Source organism: Flavobacterium sp. KACC 22761 (genome assembly GCF_034058155.1).
Taxonomy (GTDB): Bacteria; Bacteroidota; Bacteroidia; order Flavobacteriales; family Flavobacteriaceae; genus Flavobacterium.
In genome coordinates, this window is the sequence record NZ_CP139148.1 from 1,876,064 (window position 1) to 1,902,887 (window position 26,824).

Here is a 26,824-nt window from a genome sequence, read left to right on the forward strand (position 1 = left end):
CCCAATTTCATTTAATGAAGTTGGGGATTTTTTGTTTGAAAAAATAAATTTGGATTACGGTTTTCCATATTATTTTATTACTTAATTATTATATATTTGGCCCAATTGTCAATATAAAAATTTAAATGGATTTGCCTCCTTACTCGCCGGGACTTCACAAACTGGTAACATTACATGTCGATGAAATTTCTAAATTAACCAACAGTAAAGGCTTTGTTGCTGTAACTGAATCTATTTTAGAAAAGTATGAACTTGAAAAGGTCGGTGCAGTTGTCCACAACTTCGAAAATGATAGTTTTACGATTTCGTATTGCCTGAAAGAATCGCATATTTGCATACACACTTGGCCAGAATACAATCAGTTGACTTTAGACGTTTATTTGTGCAATTATCTTCAAGATAATTCAGCAAAAGTGCGTGCTGTAATGGCAGATTATGTGGCTTATTTTGAAGCAGAAATTATTAAAGATTTTGAAATTAACCGATAAGATATGAAGATTCCATGTTACGAATGTAATACAGAAACCGAATTAGAGATTGGTTTTGAAGTTGTAACTTTTGTTTGCCCGACATGCCACAGCTTATATGAAGTTGGTGATGATGGAAAATTTTTCAGAAAATCAAAATATAAAGCAGAAACAGAACCATTTCCGTTAGCCATTGGCGATAAAGGTTTCTTAAACGGAAGCGAATATAAAGTTACTGGTATTTTGAGAAAAAAAGTGCATCCAGATTATCGATGGACAGAATTTATTTTGCAGAATGAAGCAAAGGAGTTTCTGTATCTATCGCTGTCTAATGGGCATTGGATGATGCTAACGGAAATGGAAGAAATTGATCAGTTAAGAAAAGGAGTTCGTGTTCTCAAACATAATGATATAAGTTATGATTTATTTGAGCATTCGGATGCTCAAATTATAGATGCACAAGGTTTTTTTGATTTTAAGCTTCGTAGCAGATTGATTCATCTGGTAGAATTTATAAATCCGCCGTATATCATTTCTGTGGAAAGAATGAACAACATACAAACAGCTTTTCATGGCGAATATGTACGTAAAAGCATTATCAAAAAAGCTTTTCCAAAAAGAACAATGCCATATCAGTCAGGAACCAACATGATTCAGCCGTCTCGTTTTGATCTTAGAAATACGGCAATTATTTTCTGTCTTTTTGCTTTGCTGATCATAACGGCAAATTGGTACATTTATAGAGATCAGGTGGAGCAAAACGTTTTTAATAGTGCTATCCAATTCAGCGATTTTAATAATAAAGAAATTACTACCCCATCATTTGTGCTTAATGGTGCTTCGGCCCCTATGACGATTAAAGTTTCGACGAGCGTAGATAATTCCTGGGCAAATTTAAATATTGCTTTAATCAACGAAGATACAGGAGATGAGGATTATGCCAATAAAGATATAGAATACTATCACGGCTATTCTGATGGAGAATCATGGTCAGAAGGAAGCCAGTCAGAGAAATTTAATATCTGTGGCGTTAAACCAGGCAAATATCATCTTTTGATAACGCCAATGAAAGCTCCAGAAGATCTTTCTGCCAGTACAATGAATGTAAGTGTAGTCTGGAATCAGCCTTCGAATCGAAATGTTTGGCTGGTTATTATTGGGATGATTGCAATTTACTTTATAATACGATATTTCAAAAACCAATTCGAAAGAGAGCGATGGGCAGACAGTTCTTACTCAACATTTGACTAAAACATTATGAATAGAATATCTGATTTCTTTGCAAATAATTGGGCGCCTTTAGCAATTGGATTCTTTTGCTTTGGCGTTTACATCTACTTTGCTCTTGCAGGAAACCGAATCTGTGATTGCGAAACTACAGAAAAGTACAGACCAACAACGAGCGGAAGCCGTTCATCATACAATCATTTTTATCACAAATAAAAAATTAATCAATATGGAATTATTTCACGCACAACCAATAGTAAATTCGATTATTTATTCTTTTTTAGGAATTGTCATCCTGTTGATCGGATATTATGTTATTGAGAAACTTACTCCAGAAAATACTTGGAAAGAAGTAGTAGAAAAAAACAATGTTGCTGTTGCGATCGTTCTAGCAGCATTCATCATTGGGATTTCCATGATTATTAGTGCAGCAATTCATGGGTAAAAAGTTTCTTAGGTTCGAATTTCTTTTACTTTTTGCTGTATTTATAATTGCCACTTGCGGACTAATTTATGAATTGGTCGCAGGAACTTTGGCAAGTTATTTATTAGGCGATTCGGTAAAACAATTTTCGTTTATTATTGGCGTATACTTGTTTTCGATGGGTATAGGCTCATTTTTTTCAAAGTTTTTTCATAAAAATCTGCTCAATACTTTTGTAGAAATCGAAATCTTGGTTGGACTTATCGGAGGTTTAAGTTCGGTGGTTTTGTTTCTATTGTTTGAAAATGTTGGGTCGTTTCAGTTCATTTTATATTTATTTGTTTTCGTAACGGGTTTTTTGGTTGGATTAGAGATTCCGCTTTTAATGAATATTTTAAAAGACAGAGTCGAGTTTAAAGATCTTGTTTCAAATGTTTTTACGTTTGATTATATCGGCGCTTTGCTGGCTTCTATTTTGTTTCCGTTAGTTTTAGTTCCGAAATTAGGAATTATGGGAACTTCTCTTTTTTTCGGAATGATCAATGTGAGCATTGCTATCGTTTTGTGTTTTTTGCTGAAAATAGAATTAAAAAACGTTTATTTTCTGAAAGTAAAAGCTATTTTTTCGTTTGTTCTATTACTTGCCGTTTTTGTTTTTTCGAATGATATTCTAGCGTATTCAGAAGGGAAATTATATGGCGAAAATATTATTTATACTAATTCAACTCCGTATCAGCGTATCGTTTTAACGCATAATAAGAGCGATTACAGGCTTTATTTGAATAATAACCTACAATTTAGTTCTGCCGATGAATATCGTTATCACGAAGCTTTGGTGCATCCCGTTATGTCGATGGCTAAAAGTGTAAAGAACGTTTTGGTTTTAGGCGGTGGTGACGGTCTTGCAGTTCGCGAAATCCTGAAATATAAAGACGTTCAAAAAGTAACTTTGGTCGATTTGGATGAAGGGATGACGAAGTTGTTTAAAACCAATACAGTTTTGACCAATTTCAATCAAAATTCGCTAAATAATCCAAAAGTTACTGTAATCAATACAGATGCTTATATTTGGGCAAAAAGCTGTAAAGAGCAATTTGATGTGGCTATAATCGATTTTCCAGATCCATCAAATTATAGTTTAGGGAAATTATATTCGCTGAATTTTTATCAAACCATAAAAACCATTTTAAAACCCGATGCCGTAGTAGTAATTCAAACTACTTCACCCTATTTTGCGCCAAAATCTTTTTGGTGTATCAATAAAACAGTGATGCAGGTTTTTCCGCAGGTCGATGCATATCATGCGTATGTTCCGTCGTTTGGAGAATGGGGTTATACGATTGCAATAAACGGTTTTGGAACCACGTTTAATTCCGTTAACCGAAAAGCAGACAAATTGAAATTTTACAATTATCAATTTGATCGTTTCAATTATTTTACAACCGATATGATTTCGAACCAAGTTGAAATCAATCGTTTAGATAACCAGATTTTAGTGCGCTATTTTGATGAAGAGTGGGGAAAATTGCAATAAATCCAGAAGGAGCTTTTTAAAAGTAGTTGGTGCGGCTTTAATTGCGGTTCCGTTTCTGCAATTTTGTTCTGATAAAATTGCAGTGCTGCTGATTCGTTTATCTGGAACTAAACATTTACTCGGACATCGTTTGTGGATTAAGGATTTTCCTAAACCGATTAAACAAATTCATATTCCGTATTTGATTGTTGGTGGAGGAATTTCAGGTTTAAGCGCTGCAAGACAATTTCAAAAAAGAGGGATTTCAGATTTTTTAATAGTAGAATTAGAAAATCATTTGGGAGGAAATTCTTCAAATGGCGAAAACAAATATTCCAAATATCCTTTGGGTGCGCATTATTTGCCTTTGCCGAATTTTCAGGACAAAGAATTGCTTCAGTTTTTAGAAGAAGAAAAGATAATTCTCGGCTATAATGAAAAAGGATTTCCAATTTTTGATGAATTGCAACTGACTTTTGCACCAGACGAACGTTTGTTTTATCGAAATAATTGGCAAGAAGGCGTAGTTCCAAAAGAAGGAAATTCAGTTGCGGATGATTTGGAATTTGATAAATTCTTTAAGAAAATGGATGTTTTTAGAACCGCCAAAGGCGAAGATCAAAAATATTTATTTGATATTCCGATTTACCTTTCTTCTAAAGATGAAAAAACAAGAAGTTTAGACAAAATCACAATGAAACAATGGTTTGCAGAAAACAATTTCACTTCTGAACCTTTGTTTAATTATATCGATTATTGTTGTAAAGACGATTTCGGATTAGGAATTGAATACGTTTCGGCTTGGGCTGGAATTCATTATTTTGCAGGGAGAAAACAAGACAGCACGCCCGAAAAGCATGATAGTGTTTTGACTTGGGCAGAAGGAAATGCGCGTTTGGCAACTCATTTGAAAAAGTATACTATAGCCAAATCATTGAAAAATCATTTGGTTTATGAAGTAAAAGTCGAAAATCAAAAAGTTATCGCAAAAGCTTTCGATGACGCAACAAAATCTTCTCTAGAAATCATTGCCGATAAAGTGATTATGGCATCTCCGCAATTTGTAAATCAGTATTTGATTCCAAATAGAAAAGCTTTTACCAAAGATTTCCATTATACACCTTGGCTTTTGGCTACATTAATTGTCAATGATTTGACAGATAATGGCAGTTTTCCGTTGTCTTGGGATAATGTAATTTATGGTTCTAAGGGTTTGGGTTATGTTTATGATCAGCATCAGACTTTAAATCAGGTTCAGGACAAAAAGGTGATTACGTATTACTACAGTTTTTCATCTGCTGATTTGCGGAAAACAAGAAAAGAGCTTTACAAAAAAGACAAAGAATATTGGAAACAGTTTGTTTTAGATGATTTAAAAATTGCGCATCCAGATATTGAAGAATATACAGAAGATATTGAAGTTTTTCTGTTAGGCCACGGAATGATTTCGCCTGCACCAGGTTTTATTTTTGGCGAAGCGAAAAAACAAGCCAAACAAAACATTCAGAAAAAGATGTATTTTGCTCACAGCGATTTGTCTGGAATTTCGATTTTTGAAGAAGCTTTTCATCAGGGAATTAATGTTGTAAATGAAATTTTAGATGGAACAACCGTGGATTCATAAAGCCAAAACAGATTTAAGTTTTATTATTGGGCCATCCTTTTTTGTGCTGGCAATTATCTTTATTTTTCAGGATTATATTGCTGAAATTGAAGAGAATTATTCTTTTTACACTTGGCTTTTTTTGATTGTTTTTATAGACGTCGCTCACGTTTATGCGACTTTATTCAAAACTTATTTTGTTGCCGATGAATTTCAGAAACAAAAACGAAGACTGATTTTGTTGCCTCTTTTTTGTTTTGTCACCGGAATTGTGCTTTTCGCTTTTGGGAGTTTAGTTTTTTGGTCTTTTTTGGCTTACATCGCAGTTTTTCATTTCATCAGACAACAATATGGCTTTATGCGATTGTACGCGAGAAAAGAAGTGAAAACTAAAATATCGATCTGGATTGATAATCTGGCGATTTACGCCTCAACTGGATATCCCATGTTGTATTGGTTTTTTTCGTCAAAGCGAAAGTTCAACTGGTTTGTAGAAAATGAATTTTTTAGGTCTGAAAACCAAAGAATTCTCGAAATTTTGTTTTGGGTTTATGTTGGAATTTTGGTTTTGTATGTGATTTATACGGCTGTAAAATCCATTCAAAATCAGTTTTTTAATATTCCGAAAAACAGTATTATTCTCGGAACGGCTTTGTCTTGGTATTTCGGAATTGTGTATTTTAATGATGATCTGATTTTTACTTTACTGAATGTCGTTTCGCATGGAATTCCGTACATGGCTTTGATTTATTTTAAAGAAATTGATGGAAAATCGGAAGCAGAATTGGGAAGTTTATCTTTCTTAAAACAATATAAAGGACTTCTGATTTACATTGGAATTCTTTTGGCAATTGCTTTTTCAGAAGAATTTCTTTGGGAACTTTTTGTTTGGAATGAAAATATCAGCGTAACTAATTTTGATTTTTCAAATTGGCAGATTTTATTGGTTCCTTTGCTTACAGTGCCACAGTTTACGCATTATTTGTTGGATGGGTTTATTTGGAAGACTAAACGGTAAGTTTTTGGGGTTTTATTTCTTTTGAAAACGAAAACGTCTATTCTAGCCCCGATAGTAGCGGTATCCTTTTGTTCTGGGGTTCAGAACAAAAGATATAGCGGATAGCGGGACTAAACGTACTTTTGAAAACGATTTTTTCTGCTTCTGAAAAATAAAGAACTTAATCCTGCAAAACCATTTTCACCTGTGGCAATATTCGCTCCACAAACAATTTATAAGCCATTTCAGAAGGATGTAAGCCATCTGATGCGACTAAACTTGGATTGTTTAATCCTTGTCTTGTAATATCGGTAATGGAGATGAATGCAACATTTTTTGAGATGCAAATACGCTCCGCAAAAGAATTATAATGATCTAATTCGGTTGAAATTTTCATTCGGTTCTCATCTGTATAATTCTTCGTAAAGGGCGTGTAGGCATAATCTGGAATCGAAAGTACGATTACATTTTTGTTGTCGCCCTTTGCTAATGCAATTGCTTTGTTGAGTAATTGGGGAAATTCTTTTTCATAAACCGAGAAATCCTGATGCTGATATTGATTGTTGACGCCAATTAAAAGGGTGACCAAATCATAATTTGAATCGGGATTTTGGGAATTGATTGCCGAAATTAAATCACTTGTTGACCAGCCGGTTTGGGCAATAATTTTTAATGAAAAAGCAGTTTCGGGATAAATAGTCTGTAACTTGGCTTTGAGCTGTTCCGGATATCGGCAAGTTTCACAAACGCTTTGCCCAATGGTATAACTGTCGCCTAAAGCGAGATATTTTATAGATGATGAAATTGGCGTAGTTGGAACTTCTGTTGTTGGTGGAGTTGTTGCTGGCGGAACAGTGCTATTATCTGAATCTGATTGATCAGCGCTGCAACTCACAAATATGGAGAAAATAACAATAACTATTTGTTTGAAATGCGGTTTCATAATTTTGGCAAATTAGGTTTGTGAACATCTTAAACAAATAGTTACGTTAAATATTTGAATTCGGTTTTAGACCATTTCGGCTTTTAAAACAATTTCTTCCTTAATGGCATTCCAAAGTCCGATTCGTTTTTCTAGGGCTAAAATTGAAACTTCTTCGACTTCTTTCCATTTTTGAGCATCATCTTCACATAAATCGGTAATCATTTGCATTGCCATTGGTCCGTGTTCATCAGCATCAAGTTCAATATGTCTTTCGAAGTAATAAAGCAATTTTGCCAAATCGACTTCTGGAAGGTTTTTTTGAAAGTTTTTCAAGATTTCGGTAAACATACTCGGAATCAAATCTTCTCTACCAAAAGTAAAAGCAGCAGCAATTTCATGCGGTTTTCCTTCTTCAATAACTCTAAAAGTAAAGTCCAGGAAAGCTTTTACATCAGGATGAAGCGAACTTTGTTTAATGGCAACAAAAATATTATGAAGCGAATTTACTTCAGACAAGAACTTGTTGATTCCAGTTGTATCGGCACCGCAATCTTCCATGGCTTCAAGATACATTTCATAATGACTTTGTCTTCTTCCGTCGATTGTCAAGTCGGTTTCTTCGGCAAGAACAATTTCGTTGATCAAATATCTTGTTTCTGGGTTTTTTGTTGCGAACCAAGGTGTTGTTGTACACGTAAGTTTGGCTTGTAAAGCTTTTAACAATGACATAAAATCCCAAACGGCAAAAACATGATTTTCAAGAAAACTATGCAAGTCATCAATGTTTTGAATTTTGCTGTATAAAGAGTGGTTTAAAAGCTGCTCTTTTTGAGGTTGAATGCTATTGTTTATAGTTTCAATATTCATTTATGTAAATTTTGGTGCAAAGATAAAAAGCTTCTCGTTTAGAAGAAGCTTTTTAAATTGATTTTGTATATACTTTAATAATTGTTTATGATTTAAATGCTGGAATTCCAGTTACATCCATTCCGGTAATCAATAAATGAATGTCGTGAGTTCCTTCATAAGTAATCACACTTTCAAGGTTCATCATGTGGCGCATAATTGAGTATTCGCCTGTGATTCCCATTCCGCCTAACATTTGTCTGGCTTCGCGTGCAATTTCAATAGCCATATTAACATTATTGCGTTTTGCCATCGAAATTTGAGCAGTTGTTGCCTTTCCTTCGTTTCTTAAAACGCCTAAACGCCAAGTCAATAATTGTGCTTTTGTGATTTCGGTAATCATTTCGGCCAATTTTTTCTGCTGCAATTGCGTTCCTGCAATTGGTTTCCCAAATTGAATTCTTTCTTTAGCATATCTTAAAGCAGTATCATAACAATCCATTGCGGCGCCGATTGCTCCCCATGCAATTCCGTAACGAGCAGAATCTAAACAGCCAAGCGGTGCACCTAATCCAGATTTATTTGGCAATAAATTTTCTTTAGGAACTTTTACATTGTCAAAAATCAATTCTCCGGTTGATGAGGCACGAAGCGACCATTTGTTATGCGTTTCTGGAGTTGTAAAACCTGCCATGCCACGTTCAACAATTAAACCATGAATTCTTCCTTCTTCATTTTTTGCCCATACTACAGCAATATCAGCAAAAGGTGCATTTGAAATCCACATTTTGGCACCATTTAAAAGATAGTGGTCTCCCATATCTTTAAAATTGGTAATCATACTTCCTGGGTCAGAACCATGATCTGGCTCGGTCAAACCAAAACAGCCCATCCATTCGCCTGTTGCTAGTTTTGGCAAATATTTCATGCGTTGTTCTTCGTTTCCGTATTTCCAAATTGGATACATTACTAAAGAAGATTGCACAGATGAAGTCGATCTTACGCCAGAATCTCCTCTTTCGATTTCCTGCATAATCAAACCGTATGAAATTTGATCTAGACCAGCACCTCCATATTCCACAGGAATATATGGACCGAAACCACCAATTTCTCCAAGTCCTTTAATAATTTGTGTTGGAAATTCTGCTTTTTGAGCATATTCTTCGATAATAGGAGAAACTTCTCTTTTAACCCATGCACGAGCAGATTCGCGAACCAATTTGTGTTCGTCCGTTAATAAATCGTCAAGGTTGTAATAATCTGGGGCTTGAAATAAATCTGGTTTCATTTTTGATATGTTTTACGAAAACAAATTTACGTAATAAAAATATAACAAAACAAAGCTAAATTGTTATATTTTTTTAATTTTGCTGTAAAATTAACAAGACTATGGCAAATAAATTTTAGTATATTGAAAATTTATGCGTTATTTTTGGAATCCAAAAACAAATAAATGAGGCTAATCATCTCTTTTTTTCTTTTTCTTGTTTTTAATACGAGTTTTTCCCAAAAAACTCAAATTAGTGAACAGGAATATTTAGTCCTGCAAGACAAAATTCGATTTAGTTTTAATGACAATGTCGATCGAGGTCTTGCATATACTAGAGAATTGATGAAATCAAACGATAATAAGCATCTAGCATTTGCTAATGGTGCAGCTTGTTATTTGTACCAAATGAAGGGCAATATTTCTAAGTCTGATCAAAGTTATAAAAAAGCATTTCAGTATTTAGACAAAATGCCCGAATCTTCAGAAAAAACCAAACTGACAGCTTATCTTTATAATTTTAGAGGATTGACCGAATGGAAAAGGGGCAATTTAAGTGCTGCAATTGAAAATTATCAAACCGGTATCAAGTACTCCATTAAAGTAGAAGACGTTATTCAAATTGTTAAATTCAAAAGCAATATCGCAATTGTTAATGAACAAGTTGGAAATTATCAGTTATCAATTAAAAATTTAAGGCAAAACAACGATTTCATTGATAAAAATGAAAGGGTTTATACAAGAGAGCAGTTTCAAAATAGTAAAAGCAATATTAATTTGGATTTAGGTGGTTCTTATGAGGGCTATTTTATGAAAAACCAAGATAAAAGGTATTTGCTAGACTCGGCCGAATATTTTTATAAAAAAGCAGTTACTTATTCTCAAAATTTCACAAGCAATACAATTGCCGCTAAAATGAGTTTAGGGAATATTTACCTCATGAAAAGTGACAATAAAAATGCTGAAAAAATTTATTATGACATTTTGTTTTTAGCAAAGCAAAATAATTCGGAAAGCTTTTATCATACCGCTAGTTATAATTTAGGAGACTTGTATTTTTATACAGGAAAATACCAGAAAGCTTTGGTTTGGTTAAAAAAAGTGGATTCTATTTCGTTGAAAAATAAAACTTTGGATGAAAGCTATTTGAAATCAAATTACCTTCAGGCTAAGATTTACAGTGCACTTAATAAACCAGAAGAAGCTTATAAATATTCTAAAATTTATTTAAATGCTTATGAAAAATCTCAGACAAAATTTAAAGACGAAGCACAAGAGGTAAATTATAAATTAGGTGTAGAAGATTTGAGTGCGGAAATGCTTACTATTCAAGAAAAATATAAATATGATGTTTTGATAAGTAAGGCACTAAAAGTATTTTATGTGCTTCTTGTTTTAGCAATTGTATTTTTTCTGATAAAAAATATCCGAGACAAGAATAAGGCGCATAAAAAAATGAATGCTTTAATTGAGGAATTTAAAGCTAATCTGGAGAAAAAAGAAAATCCGCCGATTTTAGCAGAGGCTATTGAAAACATAGAAACCGAAGAAATTCACCTTAAAAAGGAAAATGCAAATTTAAGTATTGACGAAGCGAAGGAAAATAAAATTGTCGAAAAATTATTGGCGCTTGAAAATAAACTCGAATACCTTAATGCCGATTTTACTTTGCCTTATGTGGCTAAGAAAATTAAAACCAATACCACTTATTTGTCTTATGTAGTGAATAAACGATTTGGAAAATCATTTGGAGAATATTCAAATGAGCTTAAAATCAACTATGTAATCAACGAAATGATTACCAATCATATGTATCGAAAATATTCTACGCAAGCTATAGCCGAAAGTGTTGGTTTTAAAAATGCCGTTTCATTCGCAAAATCATTCCGTAAAAGAACAGGCGTTTCTCCAGCTCAGTTTGCAAGTAATATTTAGAAATAAATACTTTGACACTTTGATAAAAGTTAATAGTTGCGATCTTTAAATTACAAAAAAAATACAGCTAAACATTCAAGTTTAGCTGTAGCTATTTTATTTCGTTAAAAAAAATGGTTTTATCCATTTCCAGTAGATCCTTTTCCTGGCTCGTTTTTCACATCTGTTTCAGCATCACCTCCACGAACCGCTTTTTGTTGGTTTGAAGATAATTTTAAAGTTTCAAAATCTTCAATTTTCATTTTTGTATTCTTCATGATATTTTTGATTTAAGTATAGATTGATTGTTAAAAAGTATTAGCCATTTCCTCCTTTTCCATCTTTTCCAGGTTCATTTGGTGGATAATCACCATCGCCGCCACGAACAAATTTTTGTTCATTTTTTGATAATTTTTCGGCTTCAAAATTTTCGAATTTTAATGTCATATTTGCCATGATTTTAATAATTAAGTTATTGATATGTCAAAGCTAGATAAAAAGGAAAACGCTTGGTCGAGATTTGGGTTTTGACAATTTTGAAACAAAAAAAATCAGCATAATTGATTGACTTACAATAAAATACAAGTTTATGTATGACTGGTATAATTTATAAATTGTATGTAGTATAATTGATAAAATGTCTACCAAAGGTCACTTTTTCTCGATAAAAACCACAATCTTTGTACTGTAATTATGATTTAAACGCAGTCGAAAAGATGTTAAAACTAGTCCAAAAATTTCTTCAAATAAATAGATACTCAGAGATCAAAAATGAGTTCAAGGATTTGTTTTTGTCTCATCCTAATTATCCAAGTTTATTTGCGATAACAGATTCGTTAGATTTATTATCAGTAGAAAATGCAGCCATCAGAGTTCCAAAAGAACAGATAGAAGATTTGCCTGAAAATTTTCTAGCTTACTATAAAGAAGAACTTGCTTTAATAGAAAAAGCTAAAAATCATGTTCGTATTACTACTATTAAAAAAGGAGTTCAGAAATTAGCATACGAAAAATTCCTTTTAGACTGGAATGGTGTTATCGTGGCAATAGAACCAAATAATGTAATTGCAAGAGAAAATCTAAAAGTAGAATATAACTGGTTGAAGTATTGCTTGCCGTTTTTGCTTTTGATTGGCTTATCATTCTTTTATAATGCATATGATTTTTTTAGTGTTGTTTTTTTAATCACATCAACATTAGGATTCATCGTGAGTGTTTTTATTGCTCAAGAAAAATTAGGCTTTAAAAACAACATAATTTCAAAGTTTTGTAATCTAAGCTCAGATTCTTCTTGTAATTCGGTAATCAATTCTAATGAAAGCACAGAAAATAAAGTTTTCAACTTTTCTGATTTGCCATTACTGTTCTTTACAGCAAGTTTTGTAGCGATATTAATTCAGCCATTAAGCTCATCAATTTTTGTTGGTTTTTTAAGCCTTTTCGCTATTCCTATAATAGTATCATCTATTTGGATTCAAAAATTTGAACTTCAAAAATGGTGCGTAATGTGTTTGATGGTTTCATTTTTGATTTTTGTTCAGAGTTTTATCTGGTTTTCATCAGATTTGTTCACTTTGACATTTAGTTTCGAAAGTGTTTTTCCATTCATTTTTTCATTGGCTTTATTGATTCCAATTTGGTTGGCAGTGAAACCTATGATTAAAAACGTTTTGAATAGCGAAAATTCATTGAAAGAGCTGAAAAAGTTCAAAAGAAATTATTCACTATTAAATTTCTTGGCAAAAAAAGTGCCTGATGCAGATGGATTAGAAGAGTTGAGAGGTTTGAATTTTGGAAGCCGAAGCGCAGCAATCAGATTATCAATAATAATAAGTCCAAGCTGTGGACATTGTCACAAAACATTTCATGAAGCATTTGATCTTGTTTTAAGATTTCCAGACAAGATTTATTTGAATGTTTTATTCAATATAAATCCAGAAAATACAGAGAATCCATATAAAATAATTGTGGAAAGAATCTTAACGATTAACAGAACAACGCCAGGAAAAACTGTAGAAGCAATTTCAGACTGGCACATCAAAAAAATGAGCCTTAAAAAGTGGCTTAAAAAATGGCATGTTGAGCCTGTTAGTATCATGATCAATCAAGAGATCAATAAACAATATGAGTGGTGTTCTAAAAATAATTTTAATTATACCCCAGTCAAAATCGTAAACGAAAAATTGTTTCCAAACGAATATGAACTGAGTGAACTAAAATACTTCTTGAACGATTTTGCTGAAGAAGTTGAAGTTTTGGAAAAAATAGCTTAGAGGCTTTACTAAATTCCTGCGCAGGGATGGACATAAGCTTCAAGTGTCTTAAAATGATTGAAGTGCTATTATCAAGAAACAAAAACCACAAATCATGTTAGAAAAATTTTTAAAAGCTGAAGGGACAAAAAAATTGTCAAAAGAAGAACAAAAAAATATTGCAGGCGGAACCTACCCTGAAGTTGGAATGTGCTGGGATATTAATAGAGGATATTTTAAATGCGGCTATTAAAAAGAAAATAGTGCGGAGAAGTTTAAAAGCTTCTATGCATTTCACAAGCATGAACTGAGTGAGCTAAAATACTTCTTAAACGATTTGCTGAAGAAGTTGAAGTTCTAGAAAAAATAGCTTAGCGGCTTTGCTAAAATTCCTGCACAGGGATAGACACAAGCTTCAAGTGTCTTAAAATGATTGAAGTTTTATTATCAAGAAACAAAAACCACACATCATGTTAGAAAAATTTTTAAAGGCTGAAGGGACTAAAAAATTGTCAAAAGAAGAGCGAAAAAATATTGAAGGCGGAAATTATCCTCCAGCATTGTGTTGGGATTATTGGGCGCAAAAAGAATATAAGTGTTAATATACTTTGAAAAGTAATGGATGCAAAGAAGTTCGAAAACTTCTTTGCATTTCATAACAATTGAAGAATAAAATAGAGATTGTTGTTTTGAATAAATGAAGGAGAACTAAAAATTGAAGATTATGCTAAAGAATATTTTAAATCTAGAAGGAACCCAGGAAATAACTGCCAGCGAGCAAAAATTGATCCTAGGTAATTATGCAAAAGAGAATGTGTCTAAGTGCAACGCATGGGATTATGTGTCTTCAATGTCATATGAAGATTGTACTGACTATTTTGCGTTAGAAATGAGTTATTCTGACGCTTTGGTTATGGGATAAGTTTTTGGCTCTTAAATAGCTTAAAATCAACCAATAACTTGAAGCGTTGAGAATGTTTCAGAAATGAAAATGATCTAATAGTAATTTGAATTTTATGATAAAGAAAATTTTAAGTCTGAAACATACGCAAAAGATCAGTAAAAATGAGCAAAAGACAATGAAGGGAGGAATTCCGGAATGTTGGATTCATGCTCTTGAGGCAGGATGTATTTTAATACCAACCGGCGGAGTTTGTCCAATGGATACTGTGCCAGGTATTTGCAACACAGGCCGATTATGCTGTTAAAAAATGAAATTTATTAAATAAACAATATAAAGCCTTTCAAAAATTTAGTCATGTTTTTTTTTGAATCTACAGGCGCTCAATCGTGGAACATTGAGCAATTATCCCAACATTGATGATTGGTGTCGGGATTCTCAGGAAATTAGTCGCTGCGTTAATTTTATTTGGTTAGGTTAACCAGCGACAGATCCTAGAGAAATTAAAATTATCGAATAATTGAAATAATTTGAGCAGTAAGAAACATTTCTAACTGCTTTTTTTTTGCACTAATTTCTACTCCAAATATGATTTAACAGAAAAGACAGAAGCTTCAAATGTCTTAAAAGGATTGGAGCATTAACAAAACCCAAAAGAACCACATTATGTTAAAGAAAATTTTTGAATTAAATGGAGCTGCTAAATTAAGCAAGGAAGAACAACAAAGAATTATAGGTGGTAATGCACCAGTTTGCGAAAACAATACGACTGCTAAAAGATGTCCGCGAACAGCAACTTCACCAGCTTATTGGATTTGCGTAACAGATCCTAATGAGCCATGTGAATAAGCGTTTAGATAAAGTGAACTTGCTAAAATAACGATGTCTTTTTGATAGTGTTATAATTTTGGCAAATTTTTAAAAATCTAAGAAAGAGTAATTATAATTTATTGTTCAAAATAAATTATTCCATTAATAATCAAACAAAAATCAATTATGAAAAAATTAAAAAATTTAGTAGGGATTGAAATTTTAAGTATTAGTGAAAGAAAAAGTATAGTTGGAGGAGGAGATCCGGGTACTGAACTTTGTTATTGTCCGGGAACAGATATTCTTTTAGGAATTATACATACTAGAGACGGCGAAAGCTGTGAGGTGCTTATTGATCAAAAATGCCCAGCAGACTCTTAGATTTTTATATTAAATAATACTAGGAAGCTTTGTTATTTATTTAGCAAAGCTTTTTTGTTTTTATCACTTAAATCGATAAATAAATCTATTTGATAAAACAGTTTTAATAAAATAAAAACCCTAATTATTTCAAAGCGAATCAATATAATTTAGTCGTTGCTTTTTATTTTTTTTAAGAATTTTTGTATAATATTGCTGTAAACAAACTTAAATACTAGAATTGAAAAAATTCCCTCATTATAAACAGGCAGATCATAAAGACTGCGGACCAACATGTTTAAAAATTGTAGCCAAACATTATGGGAAGTCAGTCAATATTCAGGAGTTGCGCGAAAACAGCGAAACAACTCGTGAGGGAAGCAATTTGCTATTTTTGAGTGATGCCGCCGAGAAAATTGGTTTTCGAACACTGGGTGTAAAATTAAGTGCCGAAAAGTTAGATGAAGCGCCACTGCCTGCTATTTTGCATTGGAATAAAAACCACTATGTTGTACTGTATAAAATAAAAAAGGAAATTTATTATATCTCAGATCCTGCTTTTGGATTGATCGAATATAATAAAGAGGATTTCTTAAAATTCTGGATTGGCAATAATGCAGATGATGCTACCAATGAAGGAATTGCATTATTGATGGAAGCAACACCAAAATTCTTCCAATCTGAATTTGATAAAGAAGACAATAAAGGCTTAGGTTTTAGTTTGCTTTCGCAATATGTTTTGCGTTATAAATCGTATTTGATGCAGTTGAGCATCGGATTGCTGGCAAGTAGTATGATAATGGCAATTGTGCCTTTTTTAACACAAAGTATCGTTGATGTCGGGATTCAAAATCAAAATCTTAATTTTATTTACTTGATTCTTTTTGCGCAATTATTTCTTTTTGCTGGAAGGACAGGTTTAGAATTAATCAGAAGCTGGATATTGCTGCATCTTTCAACCAGAATCAATATTTCTCTGATTTCAGATTTTTTCATCAAGTTGATGAATCTTCCAATTTCATTTTTTGATGTGAGAATGACGGGAGATATCATGCAGCGCATCAATGATCATCGCCGAATCGAAAAAATTCTTACTACATCTTCTCTGAATGTTTTATTTTCTGTTATAAACATGTTCGTTTTAGGTGCCGTTTTAGCGTACTTCAACTGGAAGATTTTTTTAGTTTTCGTTGTCGGAAGTATTCTTTATTTTGGCTGGATTACACTTTTCTTAAAAAGAAGAGAAGTTTTGGATTATAAACGTTTTGCTGAGATTTCTCAAGAACAAAGTAAAGTGATGGAGCTCATTAACGGGATGCAAGAAATCAAACTTCACAATGCCGAAAAGCAGAAACGCTGGGGATGGGAATATGTACAGGCAAGATTGTTCAGAGTTTCAATAAAAGGCTTGGTTTTGGAGCAGACGCAGAGTATAGGTTCGTCGGTAATTAATGAGCTTAAAAATATTTTTATTGTTTTTCTTTCGGCCAAATTAGTGATAGATGGCTCGATAACACTCGGAATTATGCTGGCTATCAGTTCAATTGTGGGAAGTTTGAACGGACCAATTACGCAACTTATCGAGTTTGTCAGAGAGCTTCAGGATGCTAAAATTTCATTGGCAAGATTATCTGAAATTCATGAAAAAGAAGATGAAACACAACAAGAAAGCAATCAGACAAGCGAAGTTCCGTATGATGCCGACATTGAAATAAAGAATCTAAGTTATCGATATTTAGGATCTGACATTCCAGTTTTGAAAGATTTAAATCTCACAATTCCTGCCAACAAAGTGACCGCCATAGTAGGAACCAGCGGAAGCGGAAAAACAACTTTGATGAAACTGCTTTTGAAATTTTACGAGCCTGAAAAAGGCGAGATTACAATAGGAAATGCGCAACTCAGAAACATTTCGCAAAGAGCTTGGCGTTCAAATATTGGAGCTGTAATGCAGGAAGGTTTTATTTTTAGCGATACAATTGCTAATAATATTGCTGTTGGAGTTGATAAAATTGATAAACAGAGGTTGCTTTATGCCGCTGATGTAGCCAATATCAGAGAATATATAAGCGAGCTTCCACTTGGATACAATACTAAAATTGGAGCAGAAGGAACGGGAATGAGTGCCGGACAAAAACAGCGATTGCTTATTGCGAGAGCGGTTTATAAAAATCCTGAAATATTGTTTTTTGATGAAGCAACATCAGCATTAGATGCCAATAATGAAAAAGAAATCATGCGAAAATTGGATATCTTCTTTAAAGAAAAGACCGTAATTGTGATCGCGCATCGTTTGAGTACGGTAATGAACGCAGATCAGATAGTGGTATTAGATAAAGGGAAAATCATCGAAATTGGGAATCACTCTGCACTTGTGGAGCAAAAAGGAAATTATTTTGAACTGGTTAAAAACCAACTGCAATTAGGAAATTAAGTCATGGAAGATCATAATGCAATAGAACTAAGAAGTGAGGAAGTACAAGAAATCCTGACAAAAGTGCCTCATTGGATGATCAGGTGGGGAACTGTTCTTATTTTTGGCATCATCGTGATGCTGTTTTTTGTTTCCTGGTTCGTGAAATATCCGGATGTTGTAAATACTGAAATTGTAATTACGACCAATATTCCGCCAGAAAAAATCGTTTCGAAGTCTTCTGGACGCATCGAAGCTATTTTGGTTAAAAATAAAGCAACAGTCGCTAAAAACACTACGCTAGCCATTATTGAAAATACAGCGAATTATAAAGATGTTTTTTTACTGAAAAGCATTGTTGAGAATTATAACATCAACGATTCCAATCAGGCATTTCCGTTTGCCAAGTTGAAAAATCTGCAGTTAGGCGAAATTGAGAGTGCTTTTGGAGTTTTCCAAAAAGATTATGAAGCGGAAAAATTAAACGAAAATTTAAAACCTTTTGAGGTTGAAAACCGAGCACAAATTTCTGAAAAAGTACAGATCAAGGAAAGATTGGAAATTTTGCAACAGCAAAAAATAATCAACGAAAGCGAGCTGCAACTTCAAAAGAATGAAATTGCTCGTTTTGAGACTTTGTACAATAAAGGAATTATTTCGGCTCAGGAAATGGAAGCCAAAAAACTGGGCTATTTGCAAGCGCAAAAAAGTTATAAAGGACTTTTGTCTTCGATTTCGCAGTTAAAATCGGCTTTGATCGACAATACAAAACTGAGCCAGACTTCTCAGATAAGTGGTACTAAGGAAGAAGTGAACTTGGGACGAAATATGGCGCAGTCATTTTATCAGCTCAAAAAAGTGATCAAAGATTGGGAATTGGCCTATACATTGAAATCATCAATCAGTGGTGTTGTAACTTTTTTGCAGGTTTGGAACGAAAGCCAGACCATAAATGTTGGAGATAATGTATTTTCGATTATTCCCGACGCGGAAAACGGTTATATCGGAAAAGTCAAAGCGCCGGCATTGAATTCAGGTAAAATAAAAGTCGGACAGCGGGTAAATATTCGTTTATCAAATTATCCTGATCGTGAATTTGGGGTTCTAAAGGGTGAACTAAGGAATATTTCGTTGGTTCCAGACAAAGATGGGAATTTATTGCTAGACGTAGCGTTGCCAAACGGACTCAAAACTTCATATAACAAACAAATTGTTTTTCAACAAGAAATGAAAGGAAGGGCAGAAATTATAACCGAAGATCTGCGTTTAATCGAACGAATCCTATATCAATTTAAGAATATTTTTGAACAAGTTTAATACTAAACGCTAACTAACCTAAACTCCAAAAATAAATCAATGAAAAAAGCATTACTTATTGTTTTTGTACTATTATTTCAAATTTCTTTTTCAAAACCTATAAATGAAATCCAAAAATTAGCGGCAGTATGCAAAGTTTGGGGCTTTTTAAAATATTATCATCCAAATGTTGCAAACGGCAGTAAAAATTGGGATGAACAATTGTTTCAAATTCTGCCAAAAGTAGAAGAGGCTCAAACTTCAGAAGCTTTTTCGCTTGTTGTAGAAAATTGGATTGACTCTTTGGGGGAAATTAAAAAACAGGAATCTTTAAAACCTGTTGTAAAAAAAGATTATTTTGATAAGAATTTCGATTTGTCGTGGGCTACTAATAAAGACTTGTTCTCGAAATCACTTTCAAAAAAATTGAAATTTATTGAAGAAAATAGAATTCAGGAAAAACAGTATTATGTTGCTTATGAATTTGGCAGTAATGGCCCTCCATTGCAATTTAAAAATGAAGTAAAATATGCAGATTTTAAATGGACGGACAAAAATCTTCGTCTGTTGACGTTATTCAGATATTGGAATTACATTGAATATTTTTTTCCTTCTAAATACCAAATGGATCAAAATTGGGATAAGTCATTAAATGAATTTCTTCCTAGAATTATTGCGCCAGAATCAGAAAAAGATTTCGCTTTAGCAATGCGCGAAATTTCTATAAAAATAAATGATACGCACGCTTCTACTCAAGTGCCTCAGATGTTTGAATATTTCGGAGATAAATTTATTCCTGTTGATGTTAAAATTATCGATCAAAATGCCGTTATTATAGGTTTAAAAAATGACTCTTTGGCAAAAATCAGCGACCTTAAAATTGGCGATGTAATTACAAAAGTAGATGGAAAATCGATTGACCAACTTTTAAGAGAAAATTCAAAATATGTGGAAGGTTCAAATGAACCTTCAGTTTTAAAAAATGCTTATTGGGCAATCTTTAATGGGAAAACACCAACTTTCGAGATTGAATTCATTCGAGATGGAAAAACCGCAGCAAAAACAATAAACCGATATAAATATCAAGATTTAAAAATTAAATTTCCTGATCAGGGAAAATGGAAAATTCTAGAAGGAAATATTGGATATGTAAATTTTGGGGGAGTTAATGAAGAAGATATTCCAAATTTGATAGCTGCGCTTAAAAATACAAATGCTATAATTTTTGATGATCGAAAAAGACCTCATGATGTCATATATGCGCTTGCAGATTGGCTTAATCCTGAACCCGTAGAATATGTGAAGTATATTGATCCAGATGTTAATTATCCTGGTCGTTATATTTGGAGAAAAGAAGATGAAAAAATAGGAAAGGTAAACCCGGAAAATTATAAAGGAAAAGTAATTGTTTTAATTGATGAAAATGCCGTTAGTCACGGTGAACATACTGCGATGGCGTTGCAGACTGTTCCTAAATCTACTGTCATTGGTTCTCAAACGGGAGGCGCAGATGGTGCAAATGCTAGATTTTTGATCATTAAAGGGTTTTCTTCTTCGTTTACCTGTTATGGCGTTTTTTATCCAAACAAAAAAGAAGTACAACGTATCGGAATTGTTCCTGATATCGAACTAAAACCAACTATTTTAGGCATTCAGCAAGGAAAAGATGAGATTCTGGAGCGAGCGATTCTTTTTGCTAAAAATGGTAAATAATAAATTTTAAATCTTTGTCAAAGTTTCAAACTTTGACAAAGATGTTTTTTCTACATCTTTAAATAAAATTCTTTAGTCAATTCAATATATTCAGGAGTATAAACATGACGATCAATTTCGATAATTAATTCATCAATTTCAATTTCATCAATTTCATTTCGGCCCAAAGCCAATAAACTGCGTTTGATTTCTGTTTTAGGAGTGCCTTTTACTCGAGTGATTTTTAAAGGATATAATTCGGCTTCTTTTGCCAAGGCAATAAATTTTTCTTCTTCTTTAAAAGGAATAATAACAGCTAGAATTCCGTTTTCTGAAAGCAATAAATCGGCGGCTTCAACAATTTCCTCAAAAGGCATTGCATCTTGAAAACGTGCTAAATCACGTTGTTCGTTGTCTGTTTTATAATCTTCTGAATAAAAAGGCGGATTTGAAACAATTAAATCATATTCGTCTTCTGGTTCTTCGATAAATTCATCCAAACCAGCATGAAAACAGAATAGTCGGTCGCCCCAAGGAGAAGCTTCAAAATTTTCTACGGCTTGTTCGTAAGCATCTTCGTCAATTTCGAGTGCATCAATTTGTTCCGCGCTTGAACGCTGTGCAATCATCAAAGCAATAATTCCAGTTCCCGCACCAATATCTAAAACACTAAATGGATTATGGTTTATTGGAGCCCACGCACCAAGTAAAACACCATCTGTGCCTACTTTCATAGCGGTTTTGTCTTGTTTAACAGAAAATTGCTTAAACTGAAACATAGTAAATTCTAATTTATTATTAAGATTTTGAATTCAGATAAGAAACTGAACACTTAAAACTGAGACTGAAGACTAAATTAAAGATACATCTCAACAAGACCTTCAGGAAGATCCATGATTACTTTTTTATTCTCGCGATCGATTTTTACAAGGAAATGATCAATCATAGGAATAAGGATTTCAACTTCGCCATTTAAAACTTCAAAAAGCGGTTGAGCAGTTGAATCGTTGATAGAAGTTATTTTTCCGAAAACACCCAAACGTTTGTCTTCAATTTCAAAACCAATAACTTCGTGGAAATAGAATTTGTTGCCAGAAAGTTTAGGCAACATAGTTAACGGAAGATAAATGCCGTTTCCAACAAGAGCATCTGCATCTTCTTCGGTATTAACATCTTCAAAACTAACTCTTAAAAAGTCGTTTTTATGTAGAGCGCTTTTTTCAATAAAAAAAGGAACCAAGTGTTTGTTGTGTTCAACAAACACTGATTCCAAGTTTTCGTATAACTCAGGTTCGTCTGTGTCTAAATAGATCAGAACTTCACCTTTGAAACTAAATTTTTTAGCGATTTTACCTAAATAAAAACATTCTTCTTTACGCATTATCGCTAAGTAAAATTATGCTTCAGTTGTTTCGTTATTCTCTTCAGCAGCAGGTGCTTCTTCAGTTGCTTCAGCAACTTCTTCTGTAGCCTCAGTTGCTTGTGCAGCAGCTTCAGCTTCAGCTTGTGCAGCAGCGGCATCAGCTATACGCTTAGCGTTTACTTCTTTTTCAGCTTTTAAAGCTTTAGCTTTAGCATCAGCTTGTGCTTTTGATAAACCATCTTTTTTAGCATCAACTTTTCCAGCTTTAGCCTCTAACCAAGCTGCTAATTTAGCATCTGCTTGCTCTTGAGTTAAAGCTCCTTTGCGGATACCTCCATCAAGGTGGTGTTTCAATAAAGCACCTTTGTAAGAAAGGATAGCTCTTGCAGTATCAGTTGGTTGAGCACCATTGTGCAACCATTTAACTGCGCTGTCAAGGTCTAACTCAACAGTTGCTGGGTTAGTGTTTGGATTGTAAGTACCGATTTTCTCTAAGTATCTACCATCTCTTTTTGAGCGTGCATCTGCAGCTACTACCCAGTAAAAAGGTTTTCCTTTTTTACCGTGTCTTTGTAATCTAATTTTTACTGACATAATCTAGTGATTAAATTTTGAGGTACTCGACCTCTGTTAATTAAGGGCGCAAAGATATAATTTTTTTATGAAATATACGTTCCAAATACTATTAAATGTTGCTAAAGCAGAATTGTGGCATTTTTTTATTGTTTTTAGGACCAAATTTTAGATATTTATTTCAAATGCAATACTTTTGCATCAAATCCACAGAATATGAAAAAATACTTTTATTTTTTATCGCTTCTATTTGTTGTTGCAGCTTGCACAGAAGATATAAAATTTAATAATCCAGCATTTCAAGGCTTAAAAGACAATGTTTTTTGGAGGGCTGTGGGCCATAATGCGGCGTTTTCGATAGAAGGAAATTTTGTAATTGAAGGCTCTTTAGGTTATGAAAAAGTGATATTGCAAGTGGATAATAATCCTGCCGAAAAGACCTATGTGTTGGGAGTAAATGATGTTGTGAAAGCATCTTACGTAAGTACCTTCCCAGGGAAAGAAAGCGAATTTTCAACAGGGACAAAAAAAGGAAGTGGGCAAATTGTAATTACTGATTATGATGCTGAAAATAATACCATTTCTGGTACATTCAAATTTAATGCAGTAAATAGCAATACATCAGATTTGGATAATCCGAAAGTTACTTTTACAGAAGGTGTTTTCTATAAAGTTCCAATAACGCCAAGAGCTTTGTTTTAATTTTTTCTTTTGCGGTATGATTTTTAAAGATTTGTTTTTAAAATCTAAATAAAAACATAAATAAACTCGAATATAGCAGATTAGAAAAAAATAAGACTACATTTGCTTATTATTTAAATAAATATCTATGAATATTTTTGTTGGAAGCCTTCCATTCAGTATTGAGGAAGCAGATTTAAGAGAGTCTTTTGAGGCTTATGGAACAGTTGACTCTGTTAAAATTATTACTGATAAATTTACTGGAAGAAGTAAAGGCTTTGGTTTTGTTGAAATGCCAAATGATAGCGAAGCTCAGAAAGCTATCGACGAATTGAACGGTGCTGTTGTATCAGGACGTACAATCGTTGTAAATAAATCGGAGCCAAAACCAGAAGGCGAAAGAAGAAGTTTTAATAACAATCGCGGAGGAAACGATCGTGGTGGTTACGGAAACAACCGTGGAGGAAATGACCGCGGAAACAGAGGAGGATATTAATATTTTTTTTCTAAAATATAAAAGGGATCAACTTTAGTTGATCCCTTTTTTTTGTTTCAAGTTTCAGGTTTCACGTTCCAACAACCTGAAACCTGAAACAAAATAAACTAATTATACATTCGCTGCTAACCAGTCACCAACTTCTTTAGTGCCGTATGCTTTGCCTCCGTTAGCTAAATCTTCAGTGACTACTCCAGCTTCTAATGCTTTGTTTACAGCATCTCTCATCGCTTTTCCTTCTTCCATTAATCCGAAGTTTTCAAACATCATAGCAGCAGATAAAATAGTAGCCATTGGGTTTGCAATGTTTAATCCTGTAGCTTGTGGATATGAACCGTGGATAGGTTCAAATAATGATACTTCAGCTCCCATAGATGCAGAAGGCATTAATCCCATTGAACCAGAAATTACAGAAGCTTCGTCTGTTAAAATATCTCCAAATAAGTTTTCAGTAATTAATACATCATAAGAGTTTGGCCATTGAACCAAACGCATTGCTACAGCATCAACAAATTCGTAGCTAACTTCAACCTCTGGATAATCTTTTTCCATTGCTTGAACCGTTTCTCTCCATAAACGTGAAGTTTCCAAAACGTTTGCTTTATCCACGCAACATAATTTTTTAGAACGTGTCATGGCCAATTCGAAACCTTTTTTAGCTAGACGCTGTACTTCGGCTCTTGTGTAAACGCAGTTATCATAAGCTGTATCTCCGTTGTCTTTTCTTCCTTTTTCGCCGAAATAAATTCCACCAGTTAATTCTCTTAAGAAAACCAAATCAGTACCTTCGATTCTTTCTCTTTTTAGCGGCGATTTATCTAATAAAGATGGGAATGTAAAAGTCGGTCTTACGTTTGCGAACAAACCTAATGCTTTACGCATTTTTAACAAACCTTGCTCTGGACGTACCGGTGCAGAAGGATCATTGTCATATTTAGGATGACCGATTGCTCCAAAAAGAACGGCATCAGCATTTTTACAAACTTCGTGTGTTGCATCTGGATAAGGTTCACCTACTGCATCAATTGCAGCAGCTCCAGTTAAAGCTGGTTTCCAAGTGATTTCATGTCCAAATTTTTGTGCAACAGCATCAGATACTTTTACAGCTTCATTTATTACCTCAGGTCCGATTCCGTCTCCGGCTAAAAGGGCTATGTTTAATTTCATTTTTAAATATTTATTATTTTAAGGTTCAAAGTGACAAAGAGACAAAGGTTCAAAGTTTTAAAAGCAGACTAAAATCTTTGTCTCTTTTTAACCTTGAACCTTTGTAACTTTAGTTAAGTTATAATGTTAAGCATTTTCTGCGTTGCAATAATTGCTGCAACAGTTTGATCTGAATCTAATCCGCGGGTTTTGAATTCTTTTCCGTTGTTGACCCATGTGATAATGGTTTCGCACAACGCATCAGAACTACTTCCTGGTGGGATTCTCACAGCATAATCGATCAATTTTGGAAGTGTTAGTTTTTTGCTTTTGTAAATCTTGGATAAAGCATTCATAAAAGCGTCAAACTGACCGTCTCCTTGGGCATTTTCTTCGATTATTTCTCCGTTTAAATTTAAAGATAAAGTCGTAGATGGGCGCATCCCTTTAGAATGAACCAGCATATAAGAATTGATTGTGATTTTTTCTTCATAAGTGTGACTGTCCAAAACATCGGAAATAATGTATGGAAGATCTTCCTTGGTTACGGTTTCTTTTTTGTCGCCCAGTTCAATAATTCTTTGTGTAACCAATTTCAAATCTTCTTGATTCAGTTTTAAACCTAATTCCTGAAGATTCTTTTCGATATTGGCTTTTCCAGAAGTTTTTCCTAAAGCGTATTTTCTTTTTCTTCCAAAACGTTCTGGAAGCAAATCATTAAAATATAGATTGTTTTTGTTGTCTCCATCGGCATGAATTCCAGCTGTTTGCGTAAAAACATTGTCGCCTACAATTGGTTTGTTTGCAGGAATTCTATAACCTGTAAAAGTTTCAACCAATTTGCTTACAGAATACAACGAAGTTTCTTTAATGCCGATATTTACTTCTGGCATATAATCATTGATAACCGCAACAGTGCTTTCAAGAGGTGCGTTTCCAGCGCGTTCTCCCATTCCGTTTACCGTAACGTGAAGTCCGTTGATTCCCGCTTTTATCGCTTCCATAACGTTGGCAACACTTAAATCGTAATCGTTATGTGCGTGGAAATCAAAGTGAATGTTTGGATGTTTTGCTCTGATTTTCGAAATAAATTCAAAAGCCAAAGACGGAATTAAAACACCTAAAGTATCTGGAAGTAAAACTCTCTTGATAGGCTGTGTTGCTAAGAAATCTAAGAATTGAAAAACATAATCTGGAGAATTTCGCATTCCGTTGCTCCAGTCTTCCAAGTAAACATTGGTTTCGATATTGTTTTCTTTAGCTAAAGCAATGATTTGAGCAATTTCGGAAAAATGTTGTTCAGGAGTTTTCTTTAATTGATGCGTTAAGTGATTCATTGAACCCTTGGTCAATAAATTCTGTACTTTGGCACCCGCTTTTTTCATCCAGTCAATTGAAACGCCTCTATCAACAAACGTAAGAACTTCAATTCTGTTAATGTAGCCGCGTTCTTCAGCCCATGAAGTAATGCCTTTTACAGCCTGAAATTCTCCTTCGCTCACGCGCGCCGAAGCAATTTCGATTCTATCAATATTTAATTCCTCCAACAACAATTGCGCAATGGTCAGTTTTTCTGCAGCAGAAAATGATACTCCTGACGTTTGTTCGCCATCACGGAGTGTCGTATCCATTATTTCAATTTTTCTTTTTTCCATTAT

The 26,824-nt window shown here is 33.6% G+C and carries 30 protein-coding genes; 20 read left to right on the plus strand and 10 right to left on the minus strand.

Translation table 11 applies throughout. From position 1 onward, the window contains the following. Nucleotides 1-125 precede the first annotated feature (125 nt). Genes SCB73_RS08190 through SCB73_RS08220 form a run of 7 tightly spaced genes read left to right on the plus strand, consistent with a single transcriptional unit; the run spans nt 126 to nt 6,252 of the window. Nucleotides 126-488: an S-adenosylmethionine decarboxylase family protein gene (locus SCB73_RS08190; RefSeq protein WP_320569564.1), complete on the plus strand. Its 363-nt coding sequence runs from the start codon at nt 126-128 to the stop codon at nt 486-488. A gap of 3 nt (nt 489-491) precedes the next feature. Further along, nucleotides 492-1,718: a DUF4178 domain-containing protein gene (locus tag SCB73_RS08195; RefSeq protein WP_320569565.1), complete on the plus strand. Its 1,227-nt coding sequence runs from the start codon at nt 492-494 to the stop codon at nt 1,716-1,718. 6 nt (nt 1,719-1,724) lie between these two features. Further along, on the plus strand, nt 1,725-1,910 hold the full coding sequence (locus tag SCB73_RS08200) for a hypothetical protein (RefSeq protein ID WP_320569566.1): 186 nt from the start codon (nt 1,725-1,727) through the stop codon (nt 1,908-1,910). A 13-nt stretch (nt 1,911-1,923) separates the two neighbouring features. Next, nucleotides 1,924-2,139 (plus strand): DUF350 domain-containing protein, encoded by a 216-nt coding sequence (locus SCB73_RS08205; RefSeq protein ID WP_320569567.1) that lies wholly within the window; start codon nt 1,924-1,926, stop codon nt 2,137-2,139. Further along, nucleotides 2,132-3,652, plus strand: a complete 1,521-nt coding sequence (locus tag SCB73_RS08210; protein ID WP_320569568.1) for a polyamine aminopropyltransferase — start codon at nt 2,132-2,134, stop codon at nt 3,650-3,652. The genes SCB73_RS08205 and SCB73_RS08210 overlap by 8 nt, the downstream gene beginning before the upstream one ends. Then, a complete protein-coding gene (locus tag SCB73_RS08215) occupies nt 3,627-5,255 on the plus strand; it encodes a flavin monoamine oxidase family protein (protein WP_320569569.1) in 1,629 nt (542 codons plus the stop codon). The genes SCB73_RS08210 and SCB73_RS08215 overlap by 26 nt, the downstream gene beginning before the upstream one ends. Continuing rightward, the gene (locus SCB73_RS08220) at nt 5,233-6,252 is read left to right on the plus strand and encodes a hypothetical protein (protein ID WP_320569570.1); all 1,020 of its coding nucleotides are present in this window, start codon (nt 5,233-5,235) and stop codon (nt 6,250-6,252) included. The genes SCB73_RS08215 and SCB73_RS08220 overlap by 23 nt, the downstream gene beginning before the upstream one ends. A 160-nt stretch (nt 6,253-6,412) precedes the next feature. Here the strand turns inward: SCB73_RS08220 and SCB73_RS08225 are convergent, their stop codons facing one another. The 3 genes from SCB73_RS08225 to SCB73_RS08235 form a co-directional block, all read right to left on the minus strand. After that, on the minus strand, nt 6,413-7,174 hold the full coding sequence (locus tag SCB73_RS08225) for an SGNH/GDSL hydrolase family protein (RefSeq protein WP_320569571.1): 762 nt from the start codon (nt 7,172-7,174) through the stop codon (nt 6,413-6,415). Nucleotides 7,175-7,240: 66 nt separating this feature from the next. Then, on the minus strand, nt 7,241-8,023 hold the full coding sequence (locus SCB73_RS08230; protein ID WP_320569572.1) for a DUF3050 domain-containing protein: 783 nt from the start codon (nt 8,021-8,023) through the stop codon (nt 7,241-7,243). 85 nt (nt 8,024-8,108) lie between these two features. Next, the gene (locus SCB73_RS08235; protein ID WP_320569573.1) at nt 8,109-9,290 is read right to left on the minus strand and encodes an acyl-CoA dehydrogenase family protein; all 1,182 of its coding nucleotides are present in this window, start codon (nt 9,288-9,290) and stop codon (nt 8,109-8,111) included. A 165-nt stretch (nt 9,291-9,455) separates the two neighbouring features. On the opposite strand from SCB73_RS08235, the gene SCB73_RS08240 reads away from it, so the two are divergent. After that, a complete protein-coding gene (locus tag SCB73_RS08240) occupies nt 9,456-11,204 on the plus strand; it encodes a helix-turn-helix domain-containing protein (RefSeq protein WP_320569574.1) in 1,749 nt (582 codons plus the stop codon). A 119-nt stretch (nt 11,205-11,323) separates the two neighbouring features. Here the strand turns inward: SCB73_RS08240 and SCB73_RS08245 are convergent, their stop codons facing one another. After that, nucleotides 11,324-11,461, minus strand: coding sequence for an rSAM-modified peptide (locus SCB73_RS08245; RefSeq protein ID WP_320569575.1), 138 nt, complete (start codon nt 11,459-11,461; stop codon nt 11,324-11,326). A 40-nt stretch (nt 11,462-11,501) separates the two neighbouring features. Further along, the gene (locus SCB73_RS08250; protein WP_320569576.1) at nt 11,502-11,630 is read right to left on the minus strand and encodes an rSAM-modified peptide; all 129 of its coding nucleotides are present in this window, start codon (nt 11,628-11,630) and stop codon (nt 11,502-11,504) included. Between the two features lie 269 nt (nt 11,631-11,899). Between SCB73_RS08250 and SCB73_RS08255 the strand changes: the two genes are divergently transcribed. The 10 genes from SCB73_RS08255 to SCB73_RS08300 all read left to right on the plus strand — a co-directional run bounded on the left by SCB73_RS08255 (nt 11,900) and on the right by SCB73_RS08300 (nt 20,928). After that, nucleotides 11,900-13,456 (plus strand): vitamin K epoxide reductase family protein, encoded by a 1,557-nt coding sequence (locus SCB73_RS08255; protein WP_320569577.1) that lies wholly within the window; start codon nt 11,900-11,902, stop codon nt 13,454-13,456. Between the two features lie 94 nt (nt 13,457-13,550). Then, the gene (locus SCB73_RS08260; RefSeq protein ID WP_320569578.1) at nt 13,551-13,688 is read left to right on the plus strand and encodes a hypothetical protein; all 138 of its coding nucleotides are present in this window, start codon (nt 13,551-13,553) and stop codon (nt 13,686-13,688) included. 217 nt (nt 13,689-13,905) lie between these two features. Beyond that, nucleotides 13,906-14,037 (plus strand): hypothetical protein, encoded by a 132-nt coding sequence (locus SCB73_RS08265; protein ID WP_320569579.1) that lies wholly within the window; start codon nt 13,906-13,908, stop codon nt 14,035-14,037. 122 nt (nt 14,038-14,159) lie between these two features. Then, the gene (locus tag SCB73_RS08270) at nt 14,160-14,357 is read left to right on the plus strand and encodes a hypothetical protein (protein WP_320569580.1); all 198 of its coding nucleotides are present in this window, start codon (nt 14,160-14,162) and stop codon (nt 14,355-14,357) included. Nucleotides 14,358-14,514: 157 nt separating this feature from the next. Next, complete coding sequence (locus tag SCB73_RS08275) at nt 14,515-14,643, plus strand: hypothetical protein (protein WP_262711224.1); 129 nt, start codon at nt 14,515-14,517, stop codon at nt 14,641-14,643. 359 nt (nt 14,644-15,002) lie between these two features. Beyond that, the gene (locus SCB73_RS08280) at nt 15,003-15,185 is read left to right on the plus strand and encodes a hypothetical protein (RefSeq protein ID WP_320569581.1); all 183 of its coding nucleotides are present in this window, start codon (nt 15,003-15,005) and stop codon (nt 15,183-15,185) included. 147 nt (nt 15,186-15,332) lie between these two features. Further along, nucleotides 15,333-15,527 (plus strand): hypothetical protein, encoded by a 195-nt coding sequence (locus SCB73_RS08285; RefSeq protein ID WP_320569582.1) that lies wholly within the window; start codon nt 15,333-15,335, stop codon nt 15,525-15,527. A 220-nt stretch (nt 15,528-15,747) separates the two neighbouring features. Further along, nucleotides 15,748-17,940, plus strand: a complete 2,193-nt coding sequence (locus tag SCB73_RS08290; protein ID WP_320569583.1) for a peptidase domain-containing ABC transporter — start codon at nt 15,748-15,750, stop codon at nt 17,938-17,940. A 3-nt stretch (nt 17,941-17,943) separates the two neighbouring features. Further along, nucleotides 17,944-19,236, plus strand: a complete 1,293-nt coding sequence (locus SCB73_RS08295) for an HlyD family secretion protein (RefSeq protein WP_320569584.1) — start codon at nt 17,944-17,946, stop codon at nt 19,234-19,236. A gap of 39 nt (nt 19,237-19,275) precedes the next feature. Next, entirely contained in the window at nt 19,276-20,928 is a 1,653-nt protein-coding gene (locus SCB73_RS08300) for a S41 family peptidase (protein WP_320569585.1), read from the plus strand. Nucleotides 20,929-20,978: 50 nt separating this feature from the next. Here SCB73_RS08300 and SCB73_RS08305 read toward each other — a convergent pair whose 3' ends face one another. The 3 genes from SCB73_RS08305 to SCB73_RS08315 all read right to left on the minus strand — a co-directional run bounded on the left by SCB73_RS08305 (nt 20,979) and on the right by SCB73_RS08315 (nt 22,864). Next, nucleotides 20,979-21,686, minus strand: a complete 708-nt coding sequence (locus SCB73_RS08305) for a tRNA1(Val) (adenine(37)-N6)-methyltransferase (RefSeq protein WP_320569586.1) — start codon at nt 21,684-21,686, stop codon at nt 20,979-20,981. Between the two features lie 77 nt (nt 21,687-21,763). Beyond that, nucleotides 21,764-22,288, minus strand: coding sequence for a ribosome maturation factor RimM (gene rimM / locus SCB73_RS08310; RefSeq protein WP_320569587.1), 525 nt, complete (start codon nt 22,286-22,288; stop codon nt 21,764-21,766). Between the two features lie 15 nt (nt 22,289-22,303). Then, nucleotides 22,304-22,864 carry a 30S ribosomal protein S16 gene (locus tag SCB73_RS08315; protein ID WP_320569588.1) on the minus strand — a complete coding sequence of 187 codons (561 nt, stop codon included), beginning with the start codon at nt 22,862-22,864 and terminating at the stop codon, nt 22,304-22,306. Nucleotides 22,865-23,059: 195 nt separating this feature from the next. On the opposite strand from SCB73_RS08315, the gene SCB73_RS08320 reads away from it, so the two are divergent. Together SCB73_RS08320 and SCB73_RS08325 are read left to right on the plus strand one after the other, a co-directional pair. Continuing rightward, nucleotides 23,060-23,545 (plus strand): DUF6252 domain-containing protein, encoded by a 486-nt coding sequence (locus SCB73_RS08320; protein ID WP_320569589.1) that lies wholly within the window; start codon nt 23,060-23,062, stop codon nt 23,543-23,545. 127 nt (nt 23,546-23,672) lie between these two features. After that, nucleotides 23,673-24,020, plus strand: coding sequence for an RNA recognition motif domain-containing protein (locus SCB73_RS08325; RefSeq protein WP_057121565.1), 348 nt, complete (start codon nt 23,673-23,675; stop codon nt 24,018-24,020). A gap of 111 nt (nt 24,021-24,131) precedes the next feature. Here SCB73_RS08325 and leuB read toward each other — a convergent pair whose 3' ends face one another. Both leuB and SCB73_RS08335 read right to left on the minus strand, forming a co-directional pair. After that, nucleotides 24,132-25,187: a 3-isopropylmalate dehydrogenase gene (leuB, locus tag SCB73_RS08330; protein ID WP_320569590.1), complete on the minus strand. Its 1,056-nt coding sequence runs from the start codon at nt 25,185-25,187 to the stop codon at nt 24,132-24,134. Nucleotides 25,188-25,300: 113 nt separating this feature from the next. Beyond that, a complete protein-coding gene (locus SCB73_RS08335) occupies nt 25,301-26,821 on the minus strand; it encodes an alpha-isopropylmalate synthase regulatory domain-containing protein (protein ID WP_320569591.1) in 1,521 nt (506 codons plus the stop codon). Nucleotides 26,822-26,824: the final 3 nt, after the last annotated feature.